This is a genomic window from uncultured Duncaniella sp., from assembly GCF_910577345.1.
Classification (GTDB): Bacteria; Bacteroidota; Bacteroidia; order Bacteroidales; family Muribaculaceae; genus Duncaniella.
On record NZ_CAJTMT010000001.1, the window covers coordinates 209,541 to 224,563 of the forward strand.

General features: G+C 48.3%; 10 protein-coding genes. All 10 read right to left on the reverse strand.

Annotation, left to right across the window (positions count from 1 at the left end; translation table 11 throughout):
* Nucleotides 1–74 precede the first annotated feature (74 nt).
* Nucleotides 75–1,997 carry an alpha-L-fucosidase gene (locus tag QZ310_RS00850; protein ID WP_297069368.1) on the reverse strand — a complete coding sequence of 641 codons (1,923 nt, stop codon included), beginning with the start codon at nucleotides 1,995–1,997 and terminating at the stop codon, nucleotides 75–77.
* 24 nt (nucleotides 1,998–2,021) lie between these two features.
* Nucleotides 2,022–2,693: a TonB-dependent receptor plug domain-containing protein gene (locus QZ310_RS00855; protein WP_297069369.1), complete on the reverse strand. Its 672-nt coding sequence runs from the start codon at nucleotides 2,691–2,693 to the stop codon at nucleotides 2,022–2,024.
* A 90-nt stretch (nucleotides 2,694–2,783) separates the two neighbouring features.
* The gene (locus tag QZ310_RS00860; RefSeq protein ID WP_297069371.1) at nucleotides 2,784–3,881 is read right to left on the reverse strand and encodes a hypothetical protein; all 1,098 of its coding nucleotides are present in this window, start codon (nucleotides 3,879–3,881) and stop codon (nucleotides 2,784–2,786) included.
* Between the two features lie 24 nt (nucleotides 3,882–3,905).
* Nucleotides 3,906–4,601, reverse strand: coding sequence for a fasciclin domain-containing protein (locus QZ310_RS00865; protein WP_297069373.1), 696 nt, complete (start codon nucleotides 4,599–4,601; stop codon nucleotides 3,906–3,908).
* A 31-nt stretch (nucleotides 4,602–4,632) separates the two neighbouring features.
* Nucleotides 4,633–6,210, reverse strand: coding sequence for a RagB/SusD family nutrient uptake outer membrane protein (locus QZ310_RS00870; RefSeq protein ID WP_297069375.1), 1,578 nt, complete (start codon nucleotides 6,208–6,210; stop codon nucleotides 4,633–4,635).
* 18 nt (nucleotides 6,211–6,228) lie between these two features.
* On the reverse strand, nucleotides 6,229–9,390 hold the full coding sequence (locus tag QZ310_RS00875) for a TonB-dependent receptor (protein ID WP_297069377.1): 3,162 nt from the start codon (nucleotides 9,388–9,390) through the stop codon (nucleotides 6,229–6,231).
* Nucleotides 9,391–9,574: 184 nt separating this feature from the next.
* On the reverse strand, nucleotides 9,575–10,861 hold the full coding sequence (locus QZ310_RS00880; protein ID WP_297069379.1) for a BNR-4 repeat-containing protein: 1,287 nt from the start codon (nucleotides 10,859–10,861) through the stop codon (nucleotides 9,575–9,577).
* Nucleotides 10,862–10,881: 20 nt separating this feature from the next.
* The gene (locus QZ310_RS00885; RefSeq protein ID WP_297069500.1) at nucleotides 10,882–11,961 is read right to left on the reverse strand and encodes a glycoside hydrolase family 88 protein; all 1,080 of its coding nucleotides are present in this window, start codon (nucleotides 11,959–11,961) and stop codon (nucleotides 10,882–10,884) included.
* 83 nt (nucleotides 11,962–12,044) lie between these two features.
* Nucleotides 12,045–13,064 carry a hypothetical protein gene (locus QZ310_RS00890; protein ID WP_297069381.1) on the reverse strand — a complete coding sequence of 340 codons (1,020 nt, stop codon included), beginning with the start codon at nucleotides 13,062–13,064 and terminating at the stop codon, nucleotides 12,045–12,047.
* 38 nt (nucleotides 13,065–13,102) lie between these two features.
* Nucleotides 13,103–15,007, reverse strand: coding sequence for a glycoside hydrolase family 97 protein (locus tag QZ310_RS00895; protein ID WP_297069383.1), 1,905 nt, complete (start codon nucleotides 15,005–15,007; stop codon nucleotides 13,103–13,105).
* Nucleotides 15,008–15,023 lie beyond the last annotated feature (16 nt).

Below are 15,023 nucleotides of genomic sequence, written 5' to 3' on the forward strand. Positions count from 1 at the left end.
GGAGTCCAAGCTCATGCACAAGGACTCCGGTTATTATTTTATCGTCTAAGGTTTAATAATGAGATAGAGTTTAATCACCTCACTCGCGAAGAATTGCTTTCGAGACGGATTGCTATCGGTGTCATGTAATTGGTTCCGCTATGCTCCTTGCCTTTGAGGTGACATTCCAACTGCCCTTTATCAATGGATATTGAGCCAACATGAATGGTCTTGAATCCGGATTGCTCAGGGCAAGCGGTGTAGGGAACTTCAAATTTCTTGTCAGCAATCTCGACAAGTACCGTTCCGTTGTCATCCTTGCCAACCGTATTATAGTCGAGATAGACATCACAGGTGATATTCTCAGACGAACGCAAGCTCCATGATATACTTTGTGAATTATCATGCCAATTCTTAACATGATTACGATTCACCTTCCCATCACCGAACGAGAGACCTCTGCCGTGGAGAGTGGCATCAAATGTATAGAGGACATTCGGCAGAGTTGAACTGAGCAGACGGACCGGATTGGCCGGGAGACGCTTGTCAAGCTCTATCACTACAACCGTGTTGACCGGATCGGCTTTCGACGCATCAACCTGAAGCTCATAATCATCCTTGCCAATCCTGCGGAACGATACTTTATCACTATTATCGGCAACCATGCGGGCATTCCGGATATTGCCGGACAGACCACCTATTATGATTTTTCCGTCCTGTGGGACAGTAAATATATGGGCATAGAGTGTATCACCTTTCCAAGTCGTCACGCCCCAAGGCTGCTGAGGCAAATCTGTACGCGTCGCACCATAGATGCTTTCACCATTCTTTTCCAGCCATCGGCCGACCCCTTTGAAGATTTCCACATCACGCACATCCCATTTTCCGTTGCCCATCGGCCCTACGTTCATGAGTATGTTGCCACCTTTTGATGCAGCAGAAGCCACGAGCCGGATAAAATGTGATGCAGGTTTGCGCACAGTGTCCACCTTGCTGTAACCATACGAATCATTTGTGGTCGGGATTGACTCCCACGGGCCTTTGGACGGGAAGAAGTAAGCCGCACGATCACCGGTATTGGCATAGTCACCGAGGTTTCCGTTTGCAAAACGGGCCAGACGTCCGTTTACAACTATCTTGTGACCTGAATCAGCCTCACGAATCGCTTCAAGTATGCGGATATTGAGATAGAGCGGCAATTTCGACGGAGTATCAAACCATAGAATATCAGGGTCATATTTCTTTATCAGCTCCTGAATCTGCGGGATGGACTTTTCGGCCACATACTTCTCGGCTTTCGGGAGGAAACTTTTGTATTCTGTCATCCACCAGTTGGCTGTCCCGAGAAGCTTGTCACCACCCGGATTCTCATAATCCCAGTCATTGCCGGGAGCATCAGGATGCTCCCAGTCGAAAGCATGGGAATAGTAGAACCCGAATTTTATGCCATGACGTTTTGCCGCAGCCCGTAATTCCCGAAGCGGATCTTTGCCCCATTTGGTCAGACGTATGTCGTAGGGATAGGCATCGGAAGGATACATAGCGAAGCCGTCGTGATGCTTTGCGGTGATGATGAAATATTTCATGCCTGCATCCTCTGCTGTCTGCATCCACTCCTCGGCATCGAACTCTGTCGGATTGAATGGAGCGACCACCTCCTTTTTATATTGTTCAAGGGGTATCTGCTCCTTGCGCATGAGATGTTCGGAATAACCTCCCACCTTTTTACCATGCCAATGACCACCCGGCTCGGAGTAGACACCCCAGTGGATGAAGCACCCGAACTTCGCATCGTTGTACCAGTCCATGCGCTCATCATACTCCTTCAAGGCATCTTTCCACCAACCGTTGGCTGCATTTTCAAGAGCCTCCCTATCCTGTGGCAGTTGAGTGGATGAAGGAATTTCAAATCCCTGTTCATCTCCCGAAGAAACACTCTGTCCACTCACCGGAATCACAGTACCCGAAATAATGGTGGCAACCAAAATAAACGGGCGGAATATATTGCATCGTTTCATGAGACTTTTAGATAGAGGGTGGTGTTACTTATTTTTGAGTGTCGTGATAATAATTGCTCCGTTGGCGCCTCTCACACCATAGGCATTTCCATCCTTTGAGACCTCAAGGCGCTCAATGTCCGCGATATTGATTGTGCCGTCGACATCGCTGCTATGCTCGAAAATCACTCCGTCAATCACAAATATAGGCTCGGTGTTCTGTTCAAGGGAGCTTCCACCACGAATGGAAATGTATTGACCACCCTCGGCAAAGTTTACTGTAACACCCGGAATACGTCCCCGCAGCAAATCATAAATCGATTCGGCATTAAGTTCCTGAATCTGCGCCCGTGTCAGGATGTTTGAATTGTGACCAATGCGTTTCACAGGGGTATAGGCATATCTGGTCTCATTCGTGCCGTCATGTACAAAAAACTCCTTATTCCCAAGTTTGATCGTGATATTACTCAACGAACCAATAGGAAAAACCGCTTCATGCTTCTTATTGGCTGCGATGACAAGAGTGTCGGTCGGATTGACATTTAAAATGAATTGGCCATCTGACCCTGTCACAACACTTTCTGCCGTGTTCTTACGCCAGACTTTCACCTTCTTCACCGGTTTTTCTTTCTGATTGAACACTGCCCCGATTAACTCTTCGGCATTAAGCTGGATTACGACAGCGGATAGGAGCAGGGACAGGAATATCTTTCGCATAATTATATCTTAGGAAAATTGCCGGCATGATGGACTGCCATCATGCCGGCAATGGGTTAATAAAAAGTAACGATTTAATAAAATTGACGGTTAAAAGAGCATTTCAGTATTTGATGCGTATGCATCGTCAATATACATCACGGGAACATTCTTGGCCTGGTTGCCATTAAGGTAATAGAATTCCCAGTTGTTGATGTAGAGATTGCCTTCGCAATTGTTGGCTGTGCGGACATCAGCAATAAGCCTGCTGGTGAGCGCGAGATTGCCTGCAACGTAGGCTGTCAACTGATTGTCTGAATCAACACCCATGCTTACAGTCTGATACAATTTGTTTTTGAAAGTATTGAAGGTGTCCAGCTTATGATACTCATAGTATGTGGTCTTCTTGTTGTTGGCATCAGTATACTGAACAGCGACGATAACATTGTAGTCCTCAGTGCCTTCCACGGTCTGAGTCTGGTTCATCGCATCCGATTCTGCCACGAGAGGCAAACCGTCGGTAACAGCGCCGGGATACCAGAGAAGACGGATCTGACTGATGTATTTGCCATTATTTTCAGCTGCATTACGCATGTTCCAGCGATACTCAAGCATACCGCGGCCCGATGAACCGCCTGCCGTTATCATCTGAGTGTTGGGCATATTCTTCTCAAATCCAAGTTTCATACGGGTGCTGAAGGGTGTATGCAGCTCGGTATCGTCGAAAGCACGACGCACATAGCGCTGATACTGGTCAGCCTGATTGACCTGTATCTGAAGATACTGATTGCCGTCACTATCCTTCTTAAGCGAATTTTTAGAGGTGCCCTGGAGGGTAAATGAGTGAAGGGTCTTCTCAAACTTCTCGAAGTAGTAGCTTGAAACGTACATCTTACGGGTACGGGTCTGAGTCACATCGCCGACTTTTGCGGTACAAGTGATTGTATATACTCCGGGGACATTCGGTGCTTTCCAAGTCTCCTCGTTCAAGCCCTGAGGCTGGGTGAAGCTGCCACCTTCGCAAGTCCAACTGTAGGTGGTGTGCCACAGGTCAGAAGAGTTGACACACATCCACACCTTGACCTTCTGGTTGCAATAGAATTCGTTACCGTCAGCGCTCAGAGAGTCGATTTCCAGATAATCGTCATCACCACAGGATGTAACGGCTATCAGGGCTATAAGCATGAGTATATTACGAAAGTATTTCATGTTGTACGAATGATTTAGCGGTTATCACTTTAAATTGAGTTGTGCTTTGGTAGGACGGTCAAGCCAGCTTTCAATAACATGGACGTATGAGCCGTCGGAAGAGTAGAGATTGCCGGTGCGCGGCTTGATTGAAGCCTTGTAGTGACCGTCGAAGTTATTGAAAGTCGTGTTGGGATTGCGGTCCTTGTAGATATACATATTGACCATTGCAGTGTCGGCTGAGGCGTATGTCTCATACCAAGTCGGCGAAGCCGGCAGATTGGTGTGGGTGTACTGACCTTTCACGATATGGTAAAGGAGGAATTCCTTCACCTGCTCCTTTGGATACGCTCTCATCGAAGAAGGAGCGTAAGTGGTAGGCTCTCCCGTAGTCTCGTCTACACCTCCGTCGGGAATTTGATGAGTCTGGAAGTAGCTGAGGTCAGCCGCTGTTTCCGAATTAAAAGCCGTGTTGGTCGGGAGGAGATAAGTGCAGTCACCCATTCGGTAGTAATCCTCCATTTCGGCATATTCGATAGCATCGGCAAGAACCGAGAACAGATCTGAGCGGGATACGATAAAATCGTAGGTCGACATGCCTAACTTGTTGCTGGGAATACCGGCCTCATAGTCGTATTCGTATGGGTCCTGGTAATCAAGTCCGAACATCTCGCATGAGGTCATCGCACAGCCTAATGCGATTGCAGCAACGGAGACCTGAATATATTTTGTGAATTTCATGTTTTGCTTCTGTTTTAATGATTTCATTATATTATCGTTCGGTGTAAGGCTCGTTCTGGTCACCCTTCAGAGCTGTATTCGATTCAAATTCGCGGTAGTAGATGGGCCAGTATTTAGTGCCTTCATTGCCGAATCCGGTTACAGCCACTCCGGCTTCCTCCTGACGGACACGGTAGACAGGATCCATCACTTCAACGAGCTTGCCCGTGCGCATGAGGTCAAACCATCTCTGCCCCTCTCCGAAGAATTCAAGCTGACGTTCATCAAGGATGAGATTCTCAACTGCATCCTTGTCAGAGGCATCAACATCAAGATTGGCATCTTTGACATATCCTACACGAGAGCGGATGCTGTTGACGATTGCAAGAGCTTCGTCGCCACGACCTACTTTATTGAGAGCCTCAGCGCGGAGAAGCATGATGTTGGCGAGACGCATGAACACCAGTTTGTGTTCAGCCTCTGTCGTAGTAAGCACCTTCCACTGTGATTTATAGATACCGAGAGCGGCATCAATCGCCTTTTCGGGATCCTCGGGGGAGTATTTGATACAGTTTGTGATACCACGGTCCGCAGCAGCAGTCGTCATGTTGTCATACATTGTATAGGTAATTGGCAGTCGACCGGCATTGTAATAGAGACGTACTGTATCAACCGTGTTCCAGAAACGGCCATCGGTACCCCATTCAGGATTGTCGTCCTGACAGCGGAGACGATCGACAAACTTGTCATACAGGCTCTGTGAAAGCATCCAGCCATTGTTTGTATTGCTCGCACCAAGCAGTCCCGGCCAACCGTTGTTAGCTCCATTGGAGGCATAATCCCAGTGCATCGCGAAAATCACTTCAGAAGATGCAGCCGGATTCTCGAAAATGCTCTTCCACTCCTTCTCACTTTTTGCAAGAGAGAAATCGGAGTTGTTGACAAACCATTCCGAATCCGTGATGGCATCCTCATAGCGCCCATACCACATATCAGCCTCGACTTTGAGCGAACGGACTCCGGCCATAGTCATGTAGAACTTACCTGAGCTGTTGGCAAGTGAAAAATAGGAAATCGCGGCTTCAATATCAGAATATATCTGGTCACGGACATCATCGAGCGATGCGCGGGGACAAGAAACGGTAGCAAGGTCACCGGTAAACTCAGTATCGACAAGAGGCATACGACCCCATGCGCGGGTGCCCCAGAAATACATATAGGCTCGCATTGCGTAGGCCTGTCCCATATAGGGAGCAAGCTGAGCCTCGGTCACACCGGGGATTGTCGGGTACATCTTGATAGCCGTGTTCGCGCGGGTTATCACCTGATAGAAATTCTGCCAGTTCGCACCGTTGTCGGTGGGAAGGATTGAATTCATATAGTAATTGGTGTTGGCATAGTTCTGCACCTTCTCGCAATTGTCAGAACGAATGTCGCCAAACAATGCCTGACGCTGGTTGAGCGCAGTCTGGAATGAGGTATAGATACCGGCGTTCCAATTGCTCATTTCTTCCGTGTTCTGGAAGAAGTTGCCGGGTGCGAGATCCGACACGGGCTCTTTATCGAGGAAGTCGCCACAGCTTGTGAGTGACATGGCCAGTAAGAGCGGTAAAGCTATATATTTTTTCATGATGTTGATTCTGATTGATTAGAAGTTGACATTGATACCGCAACCGAGCTCGCGGTTATGGGGATAAATCGAGCTATCCTTACCAGGGGCAAGCACGCTGCCACCGATTTCGGGGTCAAAGCCTGTGTAGTTGGTCCATGTCATCAGGTTGTTTCCGTAGAGGTAGGCCTGAATGTTGCTGAACGGGGTTTTCTTGATCCACTTCTTTTCAAGTGTGTAAGTGAAGCGAAGGCTCTGAAGACGGAGGAATGTACCGTTCTCGAGGAACTGGCTGTTGAGTGCCATTGACTGGTTGTTGGTCTTTCGGCTCTTGGTATCAAGTGCATACCAAGTTGTGATTTCACCGGGATATTTCCAACCCTGAAGGATGTATTCGGGAGATTGACGGTGAGTGTTGCCACCCCATGAGGTATAGTAACGTTTGTTGTCGTTATAGATCTTGCCACCCCAGCTCAGATAGAAGCTGAAAGAGAGGGAGAAGTTCTTGTAGGACACAGAGTTGTACCATGAAGAGAACCATTTGGGATTGGCATTGCCGAGAATCATCTGGTCGTTGGTATTGATTTCGTCATCGTAAACGCCATTTGCGTCGGGCATATTCTGCCAGATGACGTCGCCACCGCCGGCGACCACGCCATTGGCTTTTAGACGCTTGACTTCACCTTCATAGACAGTTCCATCAGGATTGCGATACTCGATGAGAGTCGGCTGACCGTTGAGACCAATAATTACGTTGTCATATTCATCACGCTCGAAGACGGGAGTCAGACGGGTATGGTAGTCCTCGGCGTAGGCATTGCTGGCATCATACTGATAAACTCCAAGATTCTTGTAGCCATACCAGAGACCTGCGGGTTTGCCCTCGGCAACATACCAGGTGCTGTTGTGTACATAGTCCTCACGAGCAAGCGATGTGATGGTGTTGTTGTTTTTCCACCATGTGAGAGTTGTTGTCCAGTTGAAATTGCGGTTGGCAACCGGGATTGCTGTAACGGAGAGTTCAACGCCCTTGTTCTCGATACCTGCGAGATTGACACGGATATTATTGTAGCCGGTTGTGTAAGGGAGGTTCTGGTCAGCGAGAAGATCAGTGGTCTTCTTTATATAGTAGTCACCAGCGAATGTCAGGCGGCCATTGAAGAAAGCAAGATCAAGACCGAGGTTAGTCGAGGTGGTCTCTTCCCATTTCAGATTGGGGTTACCATACTTGGTGCTCGGAACAATCGCACCCACGCCATTGTAGGAACCGTTGTCGGTATAGACAGTCTTTGATTCATAACGTCCGATCTTGTCATTACCGGTCTTACCCCAGCTTACACGGAGCTTGGCATCGGTGAGTGCGGGAGTTGCCCAACGCATGAAACTTTCGTCAGAGAAACGCCAGCCGGCCGATACGGAGGGGAAGGTACCCCAACGGTTGTTGGAACCGAAGCGTGATGAACCGTCGCGACGGACAACTGCAGTGAGAGTGTAACGGTTTTTGAAGCTATAGACCGCGCGACCGAAGAATGAGGCAAGTGATTCTTCCCAACCATTGGTGTAGACATTGTTGAGATTATAGACTGTGGCCATGTTCATCCAGTGGAGTGTCTCTGAGAGGTATTCACTACCAGCGATATTGCTTGTATATGCGTTTGAGGTCTCAAAGCTTGTACCAAGCACTGCAGTGAGTGAATGATCTTCACCGAAATTCTTATTGAATGTCGCAAATGCCTCACCCGAGTATTTCCATGTGTTCACTGTCTGGTCCGAACCTGAGTTCTTGCTGTTGCCGTCAAGATTCTTTGAAACGAACTGTACGTTGCGTGATGTATTGAAGTTGGCCGAGATATTTCCTTCGAGTCGCAGATATGGAGCGATTGTCCATGCCACGCTCTGATAGAAGACACCATTGTAACGGGTGGTCTCATTCTTACGCTGCTCAAGTTCAGCGATAGGATTGCGTCGGCCACCTGATGAAGAGTAAGGAATCAACTCACCGTCGGGGTACCAGATAATGAGGTTGGCATCGCGTCGCATGGCATCCTGAAGGACTGCGCCACGGATATTGTTGCGCTTGTTGTAGGAAAGTCTCACGCGGGTCGAGAGGCGGACATTCTTCCAGGGATTATAGTCAAAGTTGGCATTGGCTGTGTAAACATCATTGAACGATGTCAGCATCACACCTTCCTGACCCACATAGTTGAGAGATACACGATAAGTGTAGTTACTGTTGCCACCACTAATCTGTGCATTCATCTCGTCACGGTTAGCCGTGCGGAAAAGGAGGTCCTGATAATAATAATTGGTAGTATAGAGAAGACCGACAGAGTCAGTACGGTTGTTGAACTTCTCGAGAGTATTGGCCGGAGTGAACTTGGTCGCATCAAGGCTCAGACGGCTTTCAAATGCGTTAAGCTGCGGAAGCTTGTTGGCCACGCTCGACCATGAGTGCTGATAGCGGACACTGACGTTGGTCTTGCCTGCCTCACCAAACTTGGTGGTGATGAAGATGACACCATTGGCAGCACGCGCACCATAGATTGAAGCCGATGCGGCATCCTTCATAACGTCAATCTGCTTGATGTCGCTCGGAGAGATATTGTCAATATCATCGACAACCACTCCATCCACAACGAAGAGAGGAGACACTGCCCCATCGGAGAAGGTCGAGGCACCGCGCATGGTGACAAAACTTGACTGACCGGGAGCACCCGAAGTAGAGGTAATCTGCATACCGGGAACTGAACCCTGAAGCGCATCAAGTACGCTCGTGGCATTCTTCTGTTCGAGTCGGGTCTGGTCAATTGAGGTCATGGCACCGGTGACATGCTTTTTGTTCATCGTACCGTAACCGACAACCACCACTTCATCGAGAACCTCTGAGTTCTCGACCATTGTGACTTCAAGATCGGAACCGGTGGCCTTTACTTCGGCAGGCTTGAATCCGATTGAGGAAATCTGGAGGATACTGCCGGATTTACAATTGAGAGTAAAGTTACCGTCAATGTCTGTGGCGACTCCATCCTTGGTCCCTTTTACCATAATTGTAGCACCGATGATCGGCTCGCCGGCCTGATCAATAACTACACCCTTTTGCGTTATCATCTGTCCCCATGCGGAGGATGAAATCGCAATGAAAAAGGCAACAACAAACAGCTTCAACCATTGCTGCCATGTCTTGTGCATTGATTTTTTCATTAAACTAAGTGATATTAAATTTAGGAATTAATGTTGTTTGCTATATTTTTACCGTGTAGGTGGTTGCAACACTAAATTTCAGATAATCAACTGTTGACAACCACATTAGTGATGTGACAAAATTAGAGATTCGCTATTAAAATAATTTATAATACTGTATCAATTTGTAATAGAAAACTCTCAATCATTCAAAAATATCGTTTACGACATACATATCGCGGGAACCCTCATGCAACGACTCCTTTCCGTCAATCACAGGAGTAGTGAAAAGGAGCAATTTGAGCTCCGGACGTGCATCCGAGACGACATAGCAGCGCGAAAGACTTTTCGGAGTTTCAATCTCGGTCTCACGCTTGACAGTGAGTCCGCCGTCTGATGTGACAAACGTTGTCACGCCCTTCCCCATGGTGGAGTAGATACGGAAAGTCTCCGGCCCGAGTTTTTCGATTCCGCGCGGTTCACCCACCGCACCGAATGAGGTATGATGCCATTCATCCCCTGTCCATGTTGCCAGACGACCACCATGTTCGGAGGGATAATTATAATGGATGAGCGGAGCGCCATTGTCGCGGAAATGCACCGAAACCTGCAGTCCGGCCTGATGGCCACGCTCCGGAATCGGAGTTTCAAGTGCGAGACAATACTTGTCGGCCTCTATATTGTCGATGGTAGTACCGAGGTCACGACCTTCCACATTATACACATGGTCATCTGATAAATCCAGATAGGCATAATAGACATTGCGCCCGTAAGTGGCATGTGCATGTTTACCGGCCTTTTCACCACAGATGGTCCATGCGATATGGATACGTCCGGCGTGCTTCCCGTCGCCGGGCTGATATGACACCTGACCGTTGTAGACTTCCATCATGCTGTCAGTGACACGGGGATAGGGGTCGATGAGCATCTGCCGTGTCCACGTCTTGCCATTGTCGGTCGATTTGACAAACTGGTAAGGGCGGTCATCAGCATAACCGTTGTTCTTGCGGGTGTCGCGGTAGAAGACATAAAACACACCGTCGTCAGTCAACACAGGGGCCGGATAGGATGCCCGCTCCGCCTGAGGAATGTAGGTGTCTGTCCATTTGCCTTCGATACTGTTCGGTTCAGGCGACACAGCCATTTTCAGTGTCGAGTTGTGGCAACCATAGAACATGTAGATATGCTCATCCTTTCCACGAAGTATGGCAGGATAGTTATGCTTGTCGGCAAAGGGCGATTCAGCTACAATCTTCGTATCGCCCCACTTTCCGGAAGCATGGTCGAATGCCTTTACGGCAGGATGGCTGTGGGCGCTCATCCAGCAAACAAAAGTTTTATCGGCCTTGTCATCGTAATATCCCACCGGAATCGGGCGACGGTCAGAGCGGATATTGGTACGCTCCTCAACCAACGAGACTTTGGGAGCGATGGCTGGAGCTGTCAGCACTCCCAAACAAAACATCGCTGAAAATCCAATTATTCTATTCATGATATTTACAGATAAATGTGTTATTGCATCGTGGCCAATTCTGCCGCACACCACAGGAGGGGAGCATGTGCATGGAGATCGCCGGTGATGCGTTTGCGGTTAACATAATGATTACGGTCGTTCTTTATATTGGTACCTTCACATACGTCAAGAACCTCATCGTCTGCATTGATGCGGCTCACGAGGCCGAGCCACCCCTTGCGGGCAACCGGAGCATACTCCTTGGCTTTCAGCCAACCGTTCTTCACGCCTACAATCATGGCGTAGGTAAACATTGCTGTTCCAGATGTCTCACTCCATGTATCCTCTCCATCTATAAGCTGATGCCAGAGACCTTCCTTACCCTGATATTGTTTCAGGGTCTGCATCATGGTAAGGTAGGCCTTCATTATAGTCTTATAGTTCGGGTTGCTCTTCGGCAGGGACGAAAGAAGTTCGGCCATACCTGCAGCCATCCAGCCATTGCCTCTCGCCCAGAAAAACGGAGCGTCGGGAGAATGATAAAAAAGACCGTTGGGTCGTTGGATTTCACTAAGATACATCACCATCTCATCAGCTGCTCGGTTGATGTATTTAGCATCGCCGGTAGCTTTGTAGGCTTGCGACTGGATGGTTGTAATCATGAACATGTCGTCAATCCACACGCGTGTCTGCCATGAAAATCCCTTGTCGGCAAAAGCTTTCTGTTCGGGTTTGGCATCTGAAGGAAGTTCCCATTGAGAATCGGCATAACGCATTCCGAGTTCATAGCAACGTTTGTCGCCACGCTGCATATAAATCTCAAGAGGAACCGAACCCACCACATTATGGTCGACATGGTTCATTTTCGGAAGAAGATGCTTCTCTTCACTGAACAGAGGTTCGAAACGTTTCACCAAACCGTCGGTCAAAGTCGCATTATCGGTAACTTTGGCATACCACATCGCGCCCAACCATGCCAAGGCATCGGGATATGTGATGTAGTTCGGTGCTTTTTCCGCACGGGGATTACCAAAACGTGTGTGCGGGGTTGCAAGAAATTTCTTTGTGATTTTATCGCCGACGGTTATAGGATTTGCCTCCGACGGGAAATCGGACAGATACTTATCCTTGGCAAACATGGCAGAACCGCCGAGGAAGAATACAATCGATGCTATTACTATATTTTTGATTTTCATACCTTGATTTATTAGACTGTATCAGATTAATCATGAATCTGCGGATCTAGGTTTGTATCCGCCTCATAGACACGGAAGTCTGCAAGATCTATGCTTTCGTCCTTGATTCCGTTGACCGGGCGATCGGAAGCATCGGCCATCTTCTTACCGAAGCTGCGGTAGATACCGAATTTATTGCGGATATTCTTGGCTCCGCTGCGCCAAAGGTCAATATCGTCAAATGACTTGTCAACCAAAACCTTTCCATCGCTCACACGCTCCATCCTGATACTGAACTTTCCATTGTGGGTGTAGAGCATTTCAGTCGTCACTTCAATCCATTGGTCTTCGAAATCCGAGAAGGGAAGATTATCAATGATTGTGCCTTTGGTCGTTGCGCTGACATCTCCGGTATGTATCACCTGCAAACGCTTGTTGGAACCGTCGGCATTACAGCGGGGAGTGATGGTGATGAGTGGCGCCCCGTTATTGCCTTCCTGCGCTTTGAGCTGATGAATGTGGCAGAACGATGTGGATGGACGGAATCCCACCGGAAGTTTAAATTTCCATTTCAGACGCTGACGTTCACCCCAATTGCCATTAAGATGGAGCCACTTGTCGGATGTCTGCGATTTCATCTCGTTGCGCTGACGGTCAACAATGGACCCGCGGTCGCCGTCAAGCACATCGGCATTCGCATGGTTGAAGAAGCGGAACACATATTGCCCGATAGCCTCATCATAGACAACAGCAGCATGGACGCCATCATGGTGATCCTTCTCCGATGAATTCGGATGCTCGGAATAGTCCCAGCCAAAACCACGCATGTACTGATGTATTGCCTTATAGTCCTGTCCAACGAGTTTGGCGTCAGCCTGCATGGACCCTTTAAATTCATACGGATCTTTGTCATCGGGCGTATCAGTGCCCGGGCTGTCGGATTCTCCGGGTATTTCCGTATCCGGTTTATCCGGCTCATTTTTATCACCGTCACCGGTCGAACAGTTTGCCATCGAGCAACAGAAGGAAACAGCAATCGACGCTGTTACAAGAAATTTTTTATTCATGTTGAATTATTATGATATATGATTGAATTTTTTCAATGCTATTTATTCCCTTTATTTCCGGCTACATTAAATTTCACCACATAGCCTCCTCCGGCACGCAGACGCGCGGTCAAAGAGTCGTTTTTACGGCAGAACAATTTCTCTTTTTTCATTGATGCACCATCTCCCGGACGGTCACGATACACCTGAGCCTCATACCATTCATCATCGCTCAGGAATGAAAGAGACACAGGCATGGTGCGGGCTTCCTCTCCATTTAGAATTGCAAGATACCAGTCATCGCCACTACGACGGGCGTAGGCAGCCACCTCGCCGATTTCACTTCCAGGAAGCACTATGGTTTCATCCCATACAGCCGGGATGGATTTGAATAAATCAGCAGCCGGATTGTCGATGATTGACTGTGGATGCGCTCCGAAAAAAATTACCGAAGAATTAAACACAATTGCTGTGGCGACCTGATGACACCACGACGTGTCAAGCCGACGTTCTCCAAAAATGACAGGAGTATAATCGCCATGTCCGGCAACATATCGTGTAAAAGGCAACGTTACGTTATGTTTAGCCCAACTGAACTGATGCTTTCCGTATTCGAGTCCCTGAACACCTTCACGGCTCATTTCATTTGGCCATGTCCGCACTTCGCCGGTCGGCTTGTTACTTCCATGTATGTTAAGCATGAGCTTGTGTTCGGCAGCCTCACGCAGACAGGCTTGATACATATCTACAAACTCCTTGGATTCATGGGAAAATGCATCGAGTTTAATACCGGCAATGCCAAGGCGACTGCAGCGGTCGAAAAGTTCCTTACGTTTAGCCGGAGCGCGCAGATCCCTGCCATGACGCCATAGCCATATTCTCACACCATACCCCGCCGAGTAGTCGACAAGTTCCTTGATCTGTTCATCAGTCCAGCGATACCAGAAAGCATCTACTGTATTGTATTCATAACCTAACTCGCCGGCCAACCGTGAAAACTCTTTCATTCCTTCAACTGTCCGTTCGCCACCATCGAGCCAGCACCACACCGAACGTCCGGGCTTAATCCACTCGGTGTTCACACCTTCGGGAAAGAGTCTCTTATCCGGCGCGGGCGAAAGATTTGAAATGAGATCCGTGTTGACAAGAGCGTTAAGATCGGAGGCGATAACAACACAACGCCACGGAGTTTTAATCTCACCGGCAATGGAAGCAGCGACTGACAGACGCTTTGCCTCATCAAGAGAATAGTCATGGGCGAAGGGATAGGAAACAGGTTGGGCATGACCGAGACGTGTCACCAGTCCTCGTTTCCCATTGCTCTGCAATGACATTCCGGGATAATCACGAAGCCCGGATTCGGAAATACATAAATATCCGTTCCCATCGGGAAGTCTTACAGTCACTGGAGGCGCTACCCACTCCCCTTCCTTGATTTCACTGATGTCGCATTTTCGATGCTCACCTTCATAATGGTTATACATATCATGATACCATACATGGCTACCGGCAGGGATATTGAATTCCGTCGCTTCATCAGGCACGCGTTTCCGGCTCCTGTCACCGGCAGATATGATGCGGAATGCCACACCGTCATTATATGCACGGGCATCAACTTCTACATCCGTAGAAAGTTTCATCCGGACACCATTCGCATTATTCACCGCACTTGTGTGAAGTCCACGTGTCGGATAAGTCTCATTTATGCTGTAGGTAGAAGATGATATTACCGAACAATCATCAGTAACATTCCTGCCGTCAAGGATAAAGTTGACAGGCGACTTGACTATAGCTTGTTTTCCGGACTTGAATGCTTCAAAACAAAGATGTCCGTCATCATCACTCCAGTAATATTCAATCATGCCGTCAGGACTCTTGACAGACAGAGAGCCGGATAGCGCGGAGAACACTGTGGGAAGCAGTGCAAAAAATGTGAGGATTTGTTTTCTTAATGTATTGTCCATTGATCGGAGTTATTGT